General features: G+C 42.4%; 11 protein-coding genes and 1 pseudogene. 1 reads left to right on the forward strand and 11 read right to left on the reverse strand.

The features are described 5' to 3' along the window. Window positions 1-53: 53 nt before the first annotated feature. Complete coding sequence (locus V7K89_RS27720) at window positions 54-923, reverse strand: aldose epimerase family protein (RefSeq protein ID WP_335192968.1); 870 nt, start codon at window positions 921-923, stop codon at window positions 54-56. Window positions 924-1,051: 128 nt separating this feature from the next. Further along, a complete protein-coding gene (gene pdhA / locus V7K89_RS27725) occupies window positions 1,052-2,086 on the reverse strand; it encodes a pyruvate dehydrogenase (acetyl-transferring) E1 component subunit alpha (protein WP_335192969.1) in 1,035 nt (344 codons plus the stop codon). 980 nt (window positions 2,087-3,066) lie between these two features. Here pdhA and V7K89_RS27730 point away from each other — a divergent pair. Next, window positions 3,067-5,364: an IMS domain-containing protein gene (locus V7K89_RS27730; RefSeq protein ID WP_335192970.1), complete on the forward strand. Its 2,298-nt coding sequence runs from the start codon at window positions 3,067-3,069 to the stop codon at window positions 5,362-5,364. A gap of 136 nt (window positions 5,365-5,500) precedes the next feature. Here the strand turns inward: V7K89_RS27730 and V7K89_RS27735 are convergent, their stop codons facing one another. From V7K89_RS27735 to V7K89_RS27775, 9 genes and pseudogenes are all read right to left on the reverse strand, one after another. Continuing rightward, a complete protein-coding gene (locus V7K89_RS27735) occupies window positions 5,501-7,012 on the reverse strand; it encodes a tetratricopeptide repeat protein (protein WP_335192972.1) in 1,512 nt (503 codons plus the stop codon). Window positions 7,013-7,075: 63 nt separating this feature from the next. Continuing rightward, complete coding sequence (gene dhaL / locus V7K89_RS27740) at window positions 7,076-7,714, reverse strand: dihydroxyacetone kinase subunit DhaL (protein WP_335192984.1); 639 nt, start codon at window positions 7,712-7,714, stop codon at window positions 7,076-7,078. A 31-nt stretch (window positions 7,715-7,745) separates the two neighbouring features. Then, entirely contained in the window at window positions 7,746-8,822 is a 1,077-nt protein-coding gene (gene dhaK / locus V7K89_RS27745) for a dihydroxyacetone kinase subunit DhaK (protein ID WP_335192974.1), read from the reverse strand. Between the two features lie 185 nt (window positions 8,823-9,007). Next, the gene (locus V7K89_RS27750; protein ID WP_335192976.1) at window positions 9,008-9,883 is read right to left on the reverse strand and encodes an MBL fold metallo-hydrolase; all 876 of its coding nucleotides are present in this window, start codon (window positions 9,881-9,883) and stop codon (window positions 9,008-9,010) included. A gap of 303 nt (window positions 9,884-10,186) precedes the next feature. Further along, on the reverse strand, window positions 10,187-10,651 hold the full coding sequence (locus V7K89_RS27755; protein ID WP_335192978.1) for a hypothetical protein: 465 nt from the start codon (window positions 10,649-10,651) through the stop codon (window positions 10,187-10,189). A gap of 233 nt (window positions 10,652-10,884) precedes the next feature. Then, the gene (locus V7K89_RS27760) at window positions 10,885-11,244 is read right to left on the reverse strand and encodes a hypothetical protein (RefSeq protein WP_335192980.1); all 360 of its coding nucleotides are present in this window, start codon (window positions 11,242-11,244) and stop codon (window positions 10,885-10,887) included. Between the two features lie 145 nt (window positions 11,245-11,389). Continuing rightward, window positions 11,390-11,995, reverse strand: a complete 606-nt coding sequence (locus tag V7K89_RS27765) for a helix-turn-helix transcriptional regulator (protein WP_335192981.1) — start codon at window positions 11,993-11,995, stop codon at window positions 11,390-11,392. Between the two features lie 174 nt (window positions 11,996-12,169). Then, entirely contained in the window at window positions 12,170-12,376 is a 207-nt protein-coding gene (locus V7K89_RS27770) for a hypothetical protein (protein WP_335192982.1), read from the reverse strand. A gap of 233 nt (window positions 12,377-12,609) precedes the next feature. Continuing rightward, window positions 12,610-13,755, reverse strand: a pseudogene (locus V7K89_RS27775) (PepSY-associated TM helix domain-containing protein). Window positions 13,756-14,269 lie beyond the last annotated feature (514 nt).

Here is a 14,269-nt window from a genome sequence, read left to right on the forward strand (position 1 = left end):
CATTTCGCAACTTTGCCATCATAGCATATATATCTGTAGATTTGTAAAGGAGTCTAGAAAAAATTAGCAGTCAACTTTACAGATGCTGTGTGGCTAGCTCCTGGTGCTAACACAGTTAGGTTATCACCAGTATTAAGAGAGTTACGAGTGGCACTCCACGGTTCTATACAGTAGAATTCTTTGCCTTTGACTGTCCAAAATACTAGGTAGGTAGAGAAATCATCATAATCCAAGGTGAGTTTTAACTTACGGCTGCGATCTATGGCAGTGGCTGATTGACTCGTTAGCTGTCCAAAGGCAAAATCAATTTCATCACGGCTAAAGTCAAAATTGCCGTCAAAAGAGTAAATTTTCTTAGTTTGATTATCTTGATACTGCTTAGAGGGAATTTCAAGCTCTAGCTGAGTTTTATCACCACACAGAAAGTAGGGATGGAAACCAGCCGAAAAGGGCATTGGTATAGATGACAAGTTTTTATATTGCTGGCGGACTTCTAGAGTATTACCATGAAGTTCGTAGGTGAAAGCCAGCTGAAAATCAAAAGGATAAACAGCCTTGGTTTGCTCATTGCTATTCAGAACGACAGTCAGGCTAGCTTTATCTTTAGTTTCTTGTTCTGTTACTGACCACGGCAATTCACGAGCAAAACCGTGTTGCTTGAGAGTATATTTTTGACCGTTATAAGTGTAAGTATTATCTGGTAGATTGCCACAAATAGGAAACAAAATTGGATTTCCACCTCTAACGCTCAACTCAGGATGAGTAAAGCGTTCAGTATCCATGTAGAAAATTTCTTGCCCTTGAATACGCCAACGCGTGATCATACCACCGCGTTCAGGTACGACTTCCAATTGAGAGCCAACGGCTTCGTCAGAAAGAATATAGGTCTTGTATTGTTGCTGTTGAATTGCAATGCTAAACATAATTTTAGTCCTAATTGGGCATAGGGCATAGGGCATTGAAAAGAGGCAGAAGGGAAGGGTGCAAAAAGCAAAGGGGAAACTCTTCTCCCTTACCCCATGCCCCATCCCCTATGCCCCATTCCCAAAATTTATTCGTCTTCTGCAAACACGAAACGATATAACTCGCTGGGGTCTGGTTCCGGGCTACTTTCAGCGAATTTAACAGCCTCGTCGATTACATCCTGAATTTTACGATCAATAGCTTTAATCTCTTCCTCATCTGCGAGATTTTGCTCTAGCAAATAAGCTGCCAACTTCTTAATTGGGTCACGGGAAAACCAAAATTCCTTCTCCGCTTTGCTTCGCATTTCATCTGGGTCAGCCAAGGAGTGACCCCGGAATCGGTAGGTAAGCGCCTCAATTAATGTCGGGCCTTCACCTGCACGAGCACGGGCTACAGCTTCTTGAGCCACGGCTCGGACTGCTAGTACATCCATGCCATCCACTTCCACGCCCACCATGTTAAATACACTGGCTTTTTTATAAATCTCTGGCTGGGAAGTCGCTCGTTCGTGAGACATCCCAATAGCCCACTTATTATTTTCGACTACAAACAGAATTGGCAGTTTCCATAGGGCTGCCATATTTAGGGTTTCAAAAAACTGACCGTTATTAGCTGCACCGTCGCCAAAAAAGCAAGCTGTCACTTGGTCAGCATTTTTATCTCCCAGCACTTCGCGGCGGTATTTGGTTTGAAAAGCCGCTCCAGCTGCTACAGGAATTCCCTCAGCCACAAAAGCATAGCCACCGAGCAAACGATGCTCGGCAGAAAACATGTGCATGGAACCACCGCGCCCTTTGCTGCAACCTGTGGCTTTACCAAATAATTCTGCCATTACCTCTTTTGCTGGTACACCCGCACTCAGAGCATGAACGTGGTCGCGGTAGGTACTACAAACGAAATCTTCACCTGGTCGCATTGACTGCACAACACCACTGCAAACGGCTTCTTGACCGTTGTACAAATGGACAAAACCAAACATTTTGCCTCTGTAGTACATTTCAGCGCATTTGTCTTCAAACAAGCGCCCTAATACCATGTCCTCATACAACCGTAACCCTTCTTCCTTTGTAATTTGCGTAGTAGCAGGATTAAAAGTGGGTAAAGTACGCTCTTGAACCATTCTTTTTGAGTATCCCTGTTGTACAACTTAAAGTTACAGTCTTAAATAAGTTGGTCTGATAACACCTCAGCTTTTAACAGGCTAGCGTTTGTAAGACTCAACAATCAAACTTTATTTATGCACCAAAAAAGGGTCTTAGGGAATAGCTGAATTTTTGATTTTGCAAAAAGTCTGAGCTAAAGCTTCCTTAGATCAGAACTTTCCAAGACGGATTTTTAACTTTTCAGCTCGTGCCCCGTGAGGATTTGATTCTAACGACACTGCCGCTTTAAGTTTTCTCTCTCATCGAAACAGTGCTGAGTAAAAAGTAAAATTAGACCGATTAGGCATCAAATCAGTTACGAGTGGTGAGTACTTAGGAAAAGATTCATAAGTACTACGTCTTACTCATTACTTCTTACTCAGAACTCAGCACGAGCTAAACCTTAGCTATCCGCTAATAAAACTCAGCACTCCTGAATATTCCCCTTCATAGACTAGCAATCAAGATAGATTGCTTTCTGCATATCCATTAACAATTTAAAAAAAGGAGGCAAAAATCTATAATACCCAAATAGGTAATTGTAATTAAGGGTAAATTATGATATGATTTTTTTTCTAGTTATCAGGGTAAATCCCGAATAGGGGTATTTTTGTAACTGCCTAGAGGGAAAGTCCCAAAAAATCAATCATCAATAGATTCTTCTAGCCACAACAATTATGCCGTGATTAAAAATGGTAGTTGTGGTTTGTGGTATCGAAGGCTGATAATAGTCGTGTTAAACAAAAATACTAAGAATTAAAACAAACAATTGAGGCTTTCTAGGCGAAAGCAAAAAATTAGTATTAAAATGTGACTCAAAATTTCGGGAAGGTACAAAACAAGTTGTTGCAATATACACTTGTAGAGTAAATTCTATACGGTATTTTTCTGGCACAGTTTTACAGGCCTGGAACGCTCTAGGTAAATTATGTTGATCGCGGTGCAGGGGAAGTAGGCTGTGCGAATTCCGCTAGATTACTACCGAATTTTAGGACTACCGTTAGCGGCAAGTGAAGAACAATTGCGACAGGCATACGGCGATCGCATTGTACAATTGCCACGACGTGAGTATTCTCAGGCAGCAATTTCTTCTCGTAAACAACTCATAGAAGAAGCTTACGTGGTTTTATCAGATCCAAAACAACGCAGTACCTACGATCAGCTTTATCTTACCCACGCCTATGACCCTGATAACCTTGCTGCTGCCGCAGTAGCATTGGAAAATCGTCCAGAAAGCACCAAAAGGGGTAGTGACACCCAGAATCTAGGTATCGAAATTACCCAAGAGGAATTAGTTGGCGCTTTATTAATTTTGCAAGAGTTGGGAGAATACGAACTTGTACTGAAATTAGGTCGTCCGTACCTAGTAAATAAAAATGGTGCTACAAGTGCAAGAAAAGGCAATAATTTAGTAGACGAAGAAATACACGAAAGTGCTGAACATCCAGATGTCGTTCTCACTGTTGCTCTTGCTTGTCTAGAATTAGGTCGCGAACAGTGGCAGCAAGGTCACTATGAAAATGCCGCCATATCTCTAGAAACTGGTCAAGAATTGCTAGTACGCGAAGGGTTGTTCGCCAGTGTCCAAGCGGAAATTCAAGTGGATCTTTACAAATTGCGACCATATCGAATTTTGGAGTTGCTGGCACTACCTCAAGAAAAGACTGCTGAACGAAGCCAAGGTTTGGAATTATTGCAAAACCTCTTAGAAGATCGGGGCGGCATTGATGGCACAAACAATGATGACTCTGGTTTAAACATAGATGACTTTTTGCGATTTATCCAGCAGTTACGCAACCACTTAACAGTTGCCGAGCAGCACAAGCTATTTGAAGCCCAAAGCAAACGTCCTTCTGCTGTTGCCACTTACTTAGCTGTTTATGCCTTGATAGCACGGGGATTTGCTCAACGTCAACCTGCTTTAATTCGTCAAGCGAGGCAAATGCTCATACGTCTGGGCAAGCGCCAAGATGTACATTTAGAACAGTCGCTATGTGCATTACTTTTGGGACAAACTGAAGAAGCAACTCGTGTTTTAGAACTTAGTCAGGAGTATGAAGCTTTAGCTTTCATTCGAGAAAAATCTCAAGACTCTCCAGATTTATTACCAGGGCTGTGTCTATATGCAGAACAGTGGTTGCAACACGAAGTATTTCCCCATTTTCGAGATTTAGCAAACCAGCAAGCTTTTCTAAAAGATTATTTTGCTAACCAACAGGTACAAGCTTATTTAGAAGCACTGCCAACTGATGCAGAAACAACCAATGAGTGGGCTGTAATTAACCCTCAAAAATTTTCCCAGCCGAAGACAAATAATTCCCCTTTCCCTAACAATTCAAATAGGACTCCAGGGCAGTTTAACCACAGCAGAACACCAACACCTGACCTAGATTTGCCAGAAACACCCGAATATTCAAACTTATCACCACCTATGTGGAATTCATCTGGGAGTGTAAAATCAGAGGTTCCTGCTGCTGAACGGACGAGCAGAGGCACTGATCAGCATTTGAACGGTTCAGCTAAAAGTGTGACACCTACTCATAACCAAAAGCGTCGGCAAAGAAAATCTACTCCATCTTCTATCCGGGAGCGTGTACCGAATAATCGTCCTTATTCTCGTCGTCCTCGGCGGCGGCGAACTTTTGCTAACACCATCGAAGGGAAAACACGGTTGGTATGGAGAGTGTTTATTTCTTTGGTGAGTATTTTAGTTTTCTGGGTATTAGTCACAACAATTTTTGGATGGTTAAAAAATCTGTTTTTTCCTACACGAACTGTACTTAATTCACAGTTGTTTGTACAAATAAATCAACCACCAATATCTATTCCCGATCCAAATAGTAAACCACAAGGACTAGATGGCCCTTTAACAGATGCAGCAGCAGAGGAAATCATTCGTACTTGGCTATCTACCAAAGCCGAAGCTTTAGGGCCGAATCATGAGATCAATAACTTAGAGCAGATTTTAACTGGTTCAGCTTTGTCTCAATGGCGGGTAATTGCTCAACAGGCCAGGTCTGACAACCGCTATCGCAAGTACGACCATAGCGTAAAGGTGGAATCTGTAGAGAAAATTGATTTATTTGCAGATCGTGCCGCAGTCGTAGCTATGGTGAAGGAAGCGACGCAGTTATATGAAAATGGTCAGTATAAAAACTCTTCTAACGATAATTTGCGAGTTCGGTACGATTTGATTCGAGAACGAGGTAAATGGCGTATTCAGAGTACATCTGTTGTGAATCAGATAATTAGATAAGTTGGAATTTTTAGGTGATGTCTACGAAAAGTTAAATAATTTGGGAACCCATGCCTGTCCTATACAAATAGTCTTTTTGCCCATCAAAATATAGAGGTAATAAGATTACTTTTATATATCGATATTGAACTATTTTTTAGTAATGTATATTTTCAGCAATTTGAAGGGCTTGTGCTAATAATTGTTCGCTTTTATCTTTTTGTTGTATTTTTATGTATTCAATAGCGATCGCAGTTATTATCCTAACTTTCTCATCACGGCTTTTGATAGTTTGAGCAACTTCAAGTGCTTGGGATAGTACCTGCGCTGCTTTAGCGGATGGTTCTACTTGAGTAGCCTGAGCAGCAATTTTAGGCAAAGCTAAGGCTTTGTCAGAGTCAAAAGAAACATTCTCTTTAAGTACTTTAAAAGCTTGCTCATATTGCCTTTTTGCTCCGTAATCAACAGCCAAATTAGTCCACGCTTTGGATTTGTTAAAATCAAGTTTATCAAGTTCTTTGAGTACTTTAAAAGCTTGCTCGTATTGATTCTTTTTTGCGTATTCAAGGGCAAGTACACCCAACGCTTTGCTTTTATTGATAGTAAACTTTATTTTTTGGATAACTTGCAGGGCTTGCTCATATTGTCCTGCTACTGCACACTTGTTAGCAATTTCAGTAAACACATCTAGATCATTACTGCCATCAACTAAACCTTCAGGCGTGATATATATATCCTGTCTGTTGTATACATCAGAACCAGGGTAATTAATAGTTTTGGCAGTCTCAATGGCTTGGTTGAATTGTCCTATTTCTGCATAAGCAATGGCGATTTTAGTCAAATAATAGTCTCTAGAATTAAATACACTCTCATTTGGCTTTCTAACTTTTTGAAGAGCTTGAGTTAACAACTGCTCTGCTTTGTCTTTCTGTCCTAATTGTCCATACTTAACAGCCATTTCAGCGATATAGTCTGGATATTCTATATTTTGTGAAGCTTGCACTAGCAATTGCAATGCCTTTGTTTTTTGTCCAAATTGTGCATATTTGAGTGCAATTTCAGCTATTTCATATCTGCTGCTTTTTACTTTTTGAAGTGCTTGTGCTAATATCTGCTGTGCTTGAGCTTTTTGCCCGGTTTGTGCATATCTAAGTCCAATTTCAGACATTAATATAGATTCAGGTGAATATTGATAAGTTTTTAATTTAGTCAGTTGAAGAGCTTTTTCATATTGTCCTACTTGTATAAACTGAGTAGCAATATGTGCCAAACTAATACTTACATTTGGGTTTAGTAATTGGTATTTGTAAAGAGATTTTGCTACTTGAAGTGCTTTGTCGTATTGTCCCATTTCTATATAGATGATATCCAACTGCTCCAATAAGTTGGTTTTGATGCGAATAGACTTATTTATTTTGATAGTCTGAATAGCTGAGGTTAATAACTTCGAGGCTTTATCCTGTTGTCCTAATTTTGCGTATCCGGCAGCTATTTTAGCTAAAAGTTCTGCTTGGACTGGTTGCTTACCATTATTTTCCTCGTAAATAGCAACTTCAGCCACAGGTTTTACTTGTACTTGTTTATCAGTACTAGTTTTATCAAGTACAGGTTTATAAGCTACACCCAATGTAATTAGTAATCCTGCAATGGTCAGTTTTTTGAATTGCATCGGCTTTTTAACCTCGAGCAATAGACCTCACGTTAAATCATTTCTCTTTTGAGACAGCCAGTGTTATTCCACGGAATTTTCCAATACCGCTAACAAACTTTTCAACATCAAATAAGCAGAAGTCCCTCCCGGATCTTGATGTCCAACACTCCGTTCTCCCAAATAACTAGCCCGTCCTTTTTTCGCCTGCATTGGTATAGTTTCCTGCAACTCCCTTTCAGCAGCTTCTACAGCCTGTTGCATAGCTTCCACAGTATTCTGATTTTCTCCTACAGCCTGCCGAAAAGCCGCTACAGCCGGAGATAATACATCTACCATTGTCTTATCTCCTAGTTGGGCTTTACCACGTTGCAGCACGCCGTCTAAACCCGCTTGCAATAGCTCTAACACATCTTGTTCAGTTAATTCTTCCTTACCAACTACTGCTGTACTTGCTCGCAAAAACCAAGTGCCATAAAGAGGGCCACTAGCACCGCCAATGGAAGAAATTAAAGTCATACTCACGGTTTTGAGAATGCTACCGATGTCCTTGTCTGCAACAGTGGGTAATTGAGCGCTTACCTTTTTAAAGCCGCGATTCATATTGATCCCGTGGTCGGCATCTCCGATCGCAGCATCTAATTCTGTCAAATATGCTTTATTCTGCTCTATCTCGGTTGCATAAGCCTGCAACCATTGTAATATCTGTGCTTGAGTCACCATATCAACATAATTTGTCATTCGTAATTCATAATTATGAAATTCCCCAACGCCAACTTGGCGTTTTTACTGGTGCATCCCATAGCCTGATCATCTCATCATCTAATTTCAGCAAGGTAATAGAGCAACCTTGCATTTCTAGAGATGTGATGTAAGGGCCTATCAAGTTTCGCACAATTTGCAATTCTTGCTGTTCGCAGATTTGGGCGAGTTTGCGATAAACAATATACAGTTCAGAAATCGGGGTTCCACCCATACTATTGACAAAAGCTAAGAGACGATCGCCTTTGGCAAATGGTAGATTTGTTAGCTCTACATCTACCCATTCTGCTTTTTCTTCATCCCACTCGCGCAGTGTACGGCTGTATGCTGCATCTTCAATGAGCGATCGCGTCAAAATTTCCGTAATTTCGTCTACTGATTTAATAGTTGTACGTTCTGTTCCTGGCTCACCGTGAATACCGATACCTAATTCGATTTGGCGATCGCCCAATTCAAACGTCGGCGTTCCATTCGCGGGGACTGTACAAGATGTTAGAGCAATTCCCATACTCCGCCCATTTAGATTTACTCGGCGACATAAATTTGCTATTTGTGGCAAATCATACCCAGCCTCAGCCGCCGCGCCACAAATTTTTTCCGCCAGTATTATTGTTCCCACACCCCGCCGTCCTTGGGTATAGAGACTATCCTTGACTGCTACATCGTCATCAATTAAAATATTTAGCGATCGAATGCCTTCACGACGGGCTAATTCCGTTGCCATCTCAAAGTTCATCACATCGCCACTGTAATTTTTGACGATATAAAGGATACCTGAACCTCCATCTACTTGCTTGGCTGCTTCTAGCATTTGGTCAGGAGTCGGTGAAGTGAAAACCTCACCAGGACAAGCTGCATCCAGCATTCCTTTACCCACAAAGCCAGCGTGCATTGGTTCATGTCCACTGCCACCACCAGAAATAATTGCTACTTTACCCGGAATAGGTGCATTGGCTCGATAGACAAAAGCAGGATTGTAGTTGAGTTTAATTAAATCGGAATGAGCCGCTGCCATACCTTCTAGACTTTCTTGCACAAAGTCTTCCGGCTTGTTGATCAGCTTTTTCATAATCTGTGTTTGGTTAAAAAGGTGCTAAAACCCAGGTTATAGTGATCGCTGGTTTGTATGCAATACAGTCTCACCTTTCTCTAAATTTCTCCAGAGACTTTAGATTTTCCTCCTTCTCGCGTCGGTAAGGGGGTTAGGAGGTTAGGTTTTTCTAAATGACGTGAAAAGTCAGTTATTTTTTAATGTCAATTCAAAGATTCCATCAACTCAATACACTTGTGCATCTGCTGGTGCATGGTTTCCCGATCAGCATGAAACCTTCGCCCATGTCCTGGTAGTACCCACTCAAAAGAGTAATTAGCCAAGTTACGCATTGATTTAGTCTGTTCTGACCAAGAATACCAGCAGACAGCGTGGAATGCAGCCAGTTGATGCAAGCTTTCTGACCAAGCGAGATGATCGCCAGTGAACAGAAACTTATTTTTGTAGAGTAAAACAGTTTGTCCTTTGGTGTGACCGGGAACTGGAATAATTAATAAATCTGGAGTCAAGGCTAATGGTTCAAAACCAGTTAGCTGTATTTCTACATTGCGAGTACGCGCAGTAATATCATCAATGTGGAGGATGCGATCGCACTGAAAATGTTCGGCAAACTTTTGATGATCTGCGACATCATCCTTATGAGTTAGGTACATATAACGAATTGGCCCCAGTTCTTCTAAACGCTTGACTAAAGGCGGCGTAAACCGGGGAGAATCCACTAAAATATTACCTTCTGGAAGTTGAATTAAATAGCTAGCAGCACCGTAAGATTTTTCGGAATGATAGCCGCAATGGTAAACATTTTCTGCTACTAATATTGGAAACTTTTCTTGAGCAACTTTGATATCTTTTGGTTTCTCAACTGTGCCAATAGAACTAGTAGGACAAGCTAAAAGTGCTTCAAGGGCTGCTAATCTTTCTGTATTATTCGTAGGTTGATGATAAACCACCGACTGTTGATCGACACGAGAAAACACTTCAGGAGTCATCCAGCGACAGGTATCACAATCAATACAGGTAGTATCTACATAAAAATCGCCGTTGACATTTTGGGAACGACGTTGATTTAAATGAGCCATATTAATCCTTTTGCTTCCAGCCGCTTACTGGGGAGCGATAAACTCTATATCACTACGTTAGCAAAAGCGGACTAAGACTGGAGACACCATTAGAAGTAAATCTGCTCAAAAATATAAAGACTCGTGAAACCTAGTAAGCAGAAAATGGAAAACTTAACATAGACACCATCTGCTTAGAGAGTATCCCAAACGATCAACTATTTTTAATATTCATGCACCAGAAGGAGCATTTCCTACTTTTTGAGGTGGAGAAGGAAGAAAGTTGATATTTAATTCTGGGAATATTGAATAGTTGTTTCGCACTTAGAGCGAATCTACTCCAAATTCCTGCGGACGATGGCGAACCGCCGTATAGGCTTTCATTGGTGGCAATTCTGGTCGTCTTAAAAACCAGTTTTCTGAGGCATCAGAGCCGTAATTAAACCCCACTATTACCACATACTCTTCCTTGGGCTTATAAGTGTCAATTACATTAAACAACTGTGCATATTCGATCGGCTGTTGTTTCGCCGCTTGCGAGAGCATCATCATCTTCCAGAGTTCACTTCTTTGCGCCACATAATGAACCTTGCTCCCAATCGCAGATGGACTTTCTGTGATTGAAAAGTCATTGCCACCGGAATGCTGGATATTCACGACTTTGTGAAGATACAGATAACCCCGACCAGAGTGCTGATAGAACTTCCACGCCTGGGCGCTAAACAAAACTTCACATTCATCAATGATGTTTCTTGCGATTTCGACTCTTAGTTCACGTTCAGGTGTCATGTCAGTTCACCTATGCAATGGTCAGGCTTCTTACCCTCATTTATCATGGTAACAAAAGACAAAGAGTAGGGAATTGCGATTGCTATGTGTCGTTTAAGCAGCCATAGACAGCGACCTCAGGTGTTGTTGGCAGTGCATTCCTTCAACTATAGGCATATACCTGATTGATGCCAAGGCGATCGCAGAACCTTCTGAGCAGTCTTTGGCTCGGTTGTCACTGGAACCGCCTGGAGTTAAACCAGGAACTGAAACGACGAATATTCAAAGGCGCTACGCATCTGCCAGTTAGAGCTAAAGCGATGTTCAAGATCGTAGCCAACGCGAAGCAGACTTGTATCGCTCATACTATTTGGCTCGTTTGTGTTACGATTACGCGGGATTTTACCATTCGGATTGGATAGGACACTTCCTTCAGCAGGAATACCCGTAGCACCATTCTTTTCGGGTCGCACCTGATATTCGCCCGAGAAAGTAATCTTGGTGCGATCGCCCAGTTGCCAGGAGACCACAGGCGAGACAAAGTATCTTTGTTGATCGTAAAAGTCAACGAAACTTTCGGTTGTCTGAGTGGCGAGGTTGAGGCGATACAACACCGTCTTGCTGGGATTGAGCGGACCAGTCAGGTCAACAGCACCACAACTCACACTAGCATTAACTAAAATCTTTCTCAGTTAGCTTACTGGGAAAGAAGAACGCCTGGGCGATCGCGATTCTGCTCAAACGAAGTTTCTTTTCTGCTCAAACGGAGTTTTTTCCCAGACAATCCTTTGGACGGATGCCAAACCGCTTACGAAATGCTCTACCAAAAGCACTGAGATCCCCATAGCCTACCATCAGGACAACCTCTTCTACCTTCCAGACTCCCGCTTCCAGAAGTTGCCATGCCTGCTCCATACTGTAGTCGTGTAAATAGCCAAACACTGTTTTGCCAAAAATCTGTCGAAACCCTTGCTTCAAACTATATTCATTCAACCCTGCCAGCCTTGCAAGTTCTGCCAAAGTTGGGGGATGCTCCAGCCGTTGCAGCAAAATATCTCTAGCGTAGTGAATTCTATCCACTGTGTCCGATTTCAACAGATCAGGAGGCTTGCCATTATGGAGTGCAATTTCTGCTTCCGCCATCAATCCAAACAGTTCCAACGCCTTGCCTTCTAGATAGATTCGTTTGGCAATTCCCTGACGGGAACAGTGCAAAATTTGCCGCGCTACCGTCTGCATGGCGGGGGTTGCCGTGCCAACACGGCTATAAAGCTCCTGCTCTATCGGGCGAATTAGATGTTGCAGTGCTACAGGCAGTTGTCCATTTGCATCACCTACAAACGATCGCAAAACATCCGCCCGCATCCAAACTACTACCTCCAAATAAGGCTGGCACTCCGAAAAATCCACTAGGTTTTTGGGAGACAATCCACTGCCAGAAATGCAGTATTGTCCTGTCCCAATGGTATGGTAGCGATCCTGATAGTCTCCAGAGAAATGATAGCGATCCTGATGCTCTCCAGAGAAGTGAAAATGATACTATACTCCGCCTGCTTTTCCTTCAGGGTAATCCGTTTGAAAGCGATCGCACATTCGCATATTGCCGAGCGAGATTTTCAACCCATCCCGCAGCTGAATATTACGCCAGTAGCCTTGGGCAAAGAACGGCGGACACTGTGTTATGACATCTAAAGCATCTACCTGGGTCTGGATGTTTCGTTGGTTCAACCTCATTGAATAGGTCATTCATCGCTTCTGGCGAAATAGTGATAGTCATGATGATGGTGGGTCTTATCAGGTAAATTCTTAATCCTACCTGCTAAACGATTAGCTTAGATGAGAAAAATTTGCATCTCTATATAATCGCCTGACCGAGGTGCGAAGCACAAGTGCGTTCCCGCTTCTTTTGTAGGAGAGGCTACGTGTAGCTTGCTTCTTCCACGAAGTGGTACGGGTTGCCGCAGGCATCGCTTAATTCCCTACCACTTCACCTCAGCTGCCACGTTGACCTCTCGTTGAGTGCCCACTTTCACCCGACAGCGATACCACCACATCACAACACCTGTCACCATCAGTACGGTAGGAGCCAGACCCACAAATACATACAAAACCTGCGTCAGCCGTCCACCGAAGGTGCCAAAATGCACAGAGCCAAACTGATTCAAAATGGCTTCGGCACGGGAGGGTTTAACGCCATCATTAATCTGAATTACCTTTCCTGTGAATTGATCGAGATAGACTTGCGTTCTCCCATATTGATCTGTTTCCTGAGCCTGCTTTTTACCCACCAGAAATGGTTCTTCCTGTTTATTAGCAAAAGAAACGTAGGTAGTATTAGCATTGGGAACGGCGGCATCGGCTCGTTGTAGCAGGTCTTTGATCGCCAAGGGTTGCTGAAGAGAAATCGGTTTAGAAACTGGCTCTGCGGGTTTTGGTGTTAGGGTTGCGGCATAAATGATATCAGTTACCTTTGCTTGAGGAATGTTCCAGGCAAAACCAGTGAAGCCAATGAAGGCAAGAAAGACGGCGGTGATGATACCTGCTACTTTGTGAATATCAAAATTCGTGCGTTTGATATGAGCCTTCTGCCATTTGATTTTGAATCCAGCAATCAATTTACGCCAACCAGGCCAGAGGATGATACCCGTGATGCTAAGGATCAGAGTTAGAAGGGCAACAATACCCATGATCCATTGACCTATATCGCCTGCTAAGAGTTTGTAATGCAGGCTATAAATGCTGCCAATCCAACTGGTTTCCTACTGACGATCGCCCATAACCTGCCCTGTATATGGGTTCACAAATACATACCAAACGCGATCTGCCGCATCATTCAACCACACCTGGTAAGGCTGATCGGCGTGTTCTGGCAAGCTGACGCCGCCGAGAGTCAAGCCTTTGGAGGCGTAGGCGGTTTTTACGGTGTCTGCGATCGCGTGAATTGAAACTCGCTCTTTAGCGGGGATGATGCGACCAAACCGTTGTGCTAAAACAATGCGATCGATTTCCTGCCAGAAAACCAGCACACTGCCCGTCAATCCAGCGATGCAGAGTAGAGTGCCACCGATTAAACCGAGCCAGCGATGCAGGTGAAATGCAGTATTGCGAATCATTCTTGCATTCATGATAGACCCTTCTCAAAAACTTAATCCTGTGCCCTTGTCACAGAGCTAGCAAAACAGATTGCGATAATTTAAGCTAAATGAGAATTAATTTTATCAGAACTTACGCATTGTCAACAACTCAATCCTGTACCCTTGTGACGCAGCAGCAAGGGACTTCCAACTAAAAAAATACCCATCGCTTTGGTGAGCAGGAGAAGCAGGGGGAGGAAGAATCTAACGATCGTCTTCACTCACTTTATTGAATAATCTAATTTCTAGAAGTCCCCAAAACAGATTGCGATATTTTAAAGCTAAATTAAGAATTAATTATCTGAGAACTTACGCATTGACACAAATGTAGGGATGTGCAAACAAATTCTGGAAGTTTAGTTGTGCTTTCCAGTTTTTCTGGCAACAACAGAAGATAGTTTAATAAATTCACTTAACCTGAGTTCGGGATAAGGAAAGGAGCAGGTAGTAAGCTGAAAATAGCGTTAAATCCAGCACCTGCCCTATGTTTAGTTTAGAAGCATTA

The sequence above is a fragment of the Nostoc sp. genome, assembly GCF_036917515.1.
In the GTDB taxonomy this organism is placed as follows: Bacteria; Cyanobacteriota; Cyanobacteriia; order Cyanobacteriales; family Nostocaceae; genus Nostoc.

Bases quoted from the DNA above. Each gene is read 5' to 3' on its own strand.
- dhaL (WP_335192984.1), bottom strand. From the start codon at position 7,714: ATGGTGACTCAAGCACAGATATTACAATGGTTGCAGGCTTATGCAACC.
- V7K89_RS27735 (WP_335192972.1), bottom strand. From the start codon at position 7,012: ATGCAATTCAAAAAACTGACCATTGCAGGATTACTAATTACATTGGGT.
- pdhA (WP_335192969.1), bottom strand. From the start codon at position 2,086: ATGGTTCAAGAGCGTACTTTACCCACTTTTAATCCTGCTACTACGCAA.
- V7K89_RS27755 (WP_335192978.1), bottom strand. From the start codon at position 10,651: ATGACACCTGAACGTGAACTAAGAGTCGAAATCGCAAGAAACATCATT.
- V7K89_RS27765 (WP_335192981.1), bottom strand. From the start codon at position 11,995: ATGCGGGCGGATGTTTTGCGATCGTTTGTAGGTGATGCAAATGGACAA.
- V7K89_RS27720 (WP_335192968.1), bottom strand. From the start codon at position 923: ATGTTTAGCATTGCAATTCAACAGCAACAATACAAGACCTATATTCTT.
- V7K89_RS27750 (WP_335192976.1), bottom strand. From the start codon at position 9,883: ATGGCTCATTTAAATCAACGTCGTTCCCAAAATGTCAACGGCGATTTT.
- V7K89_RS27770 (WP_335192982.1), bottom strand. From the start codon at position 12,376: ATGACCTATTCAATGAGGTTGAACCAACGAAACATCCAGACCCAGGTA.
- dhaK (WP_335192974.1), bottom strand. From the start codon at position 8,822: ATGAAAAAGCTGATCAACAAGCCGGAAGACTTTGTGCAAGAAAGTCTA.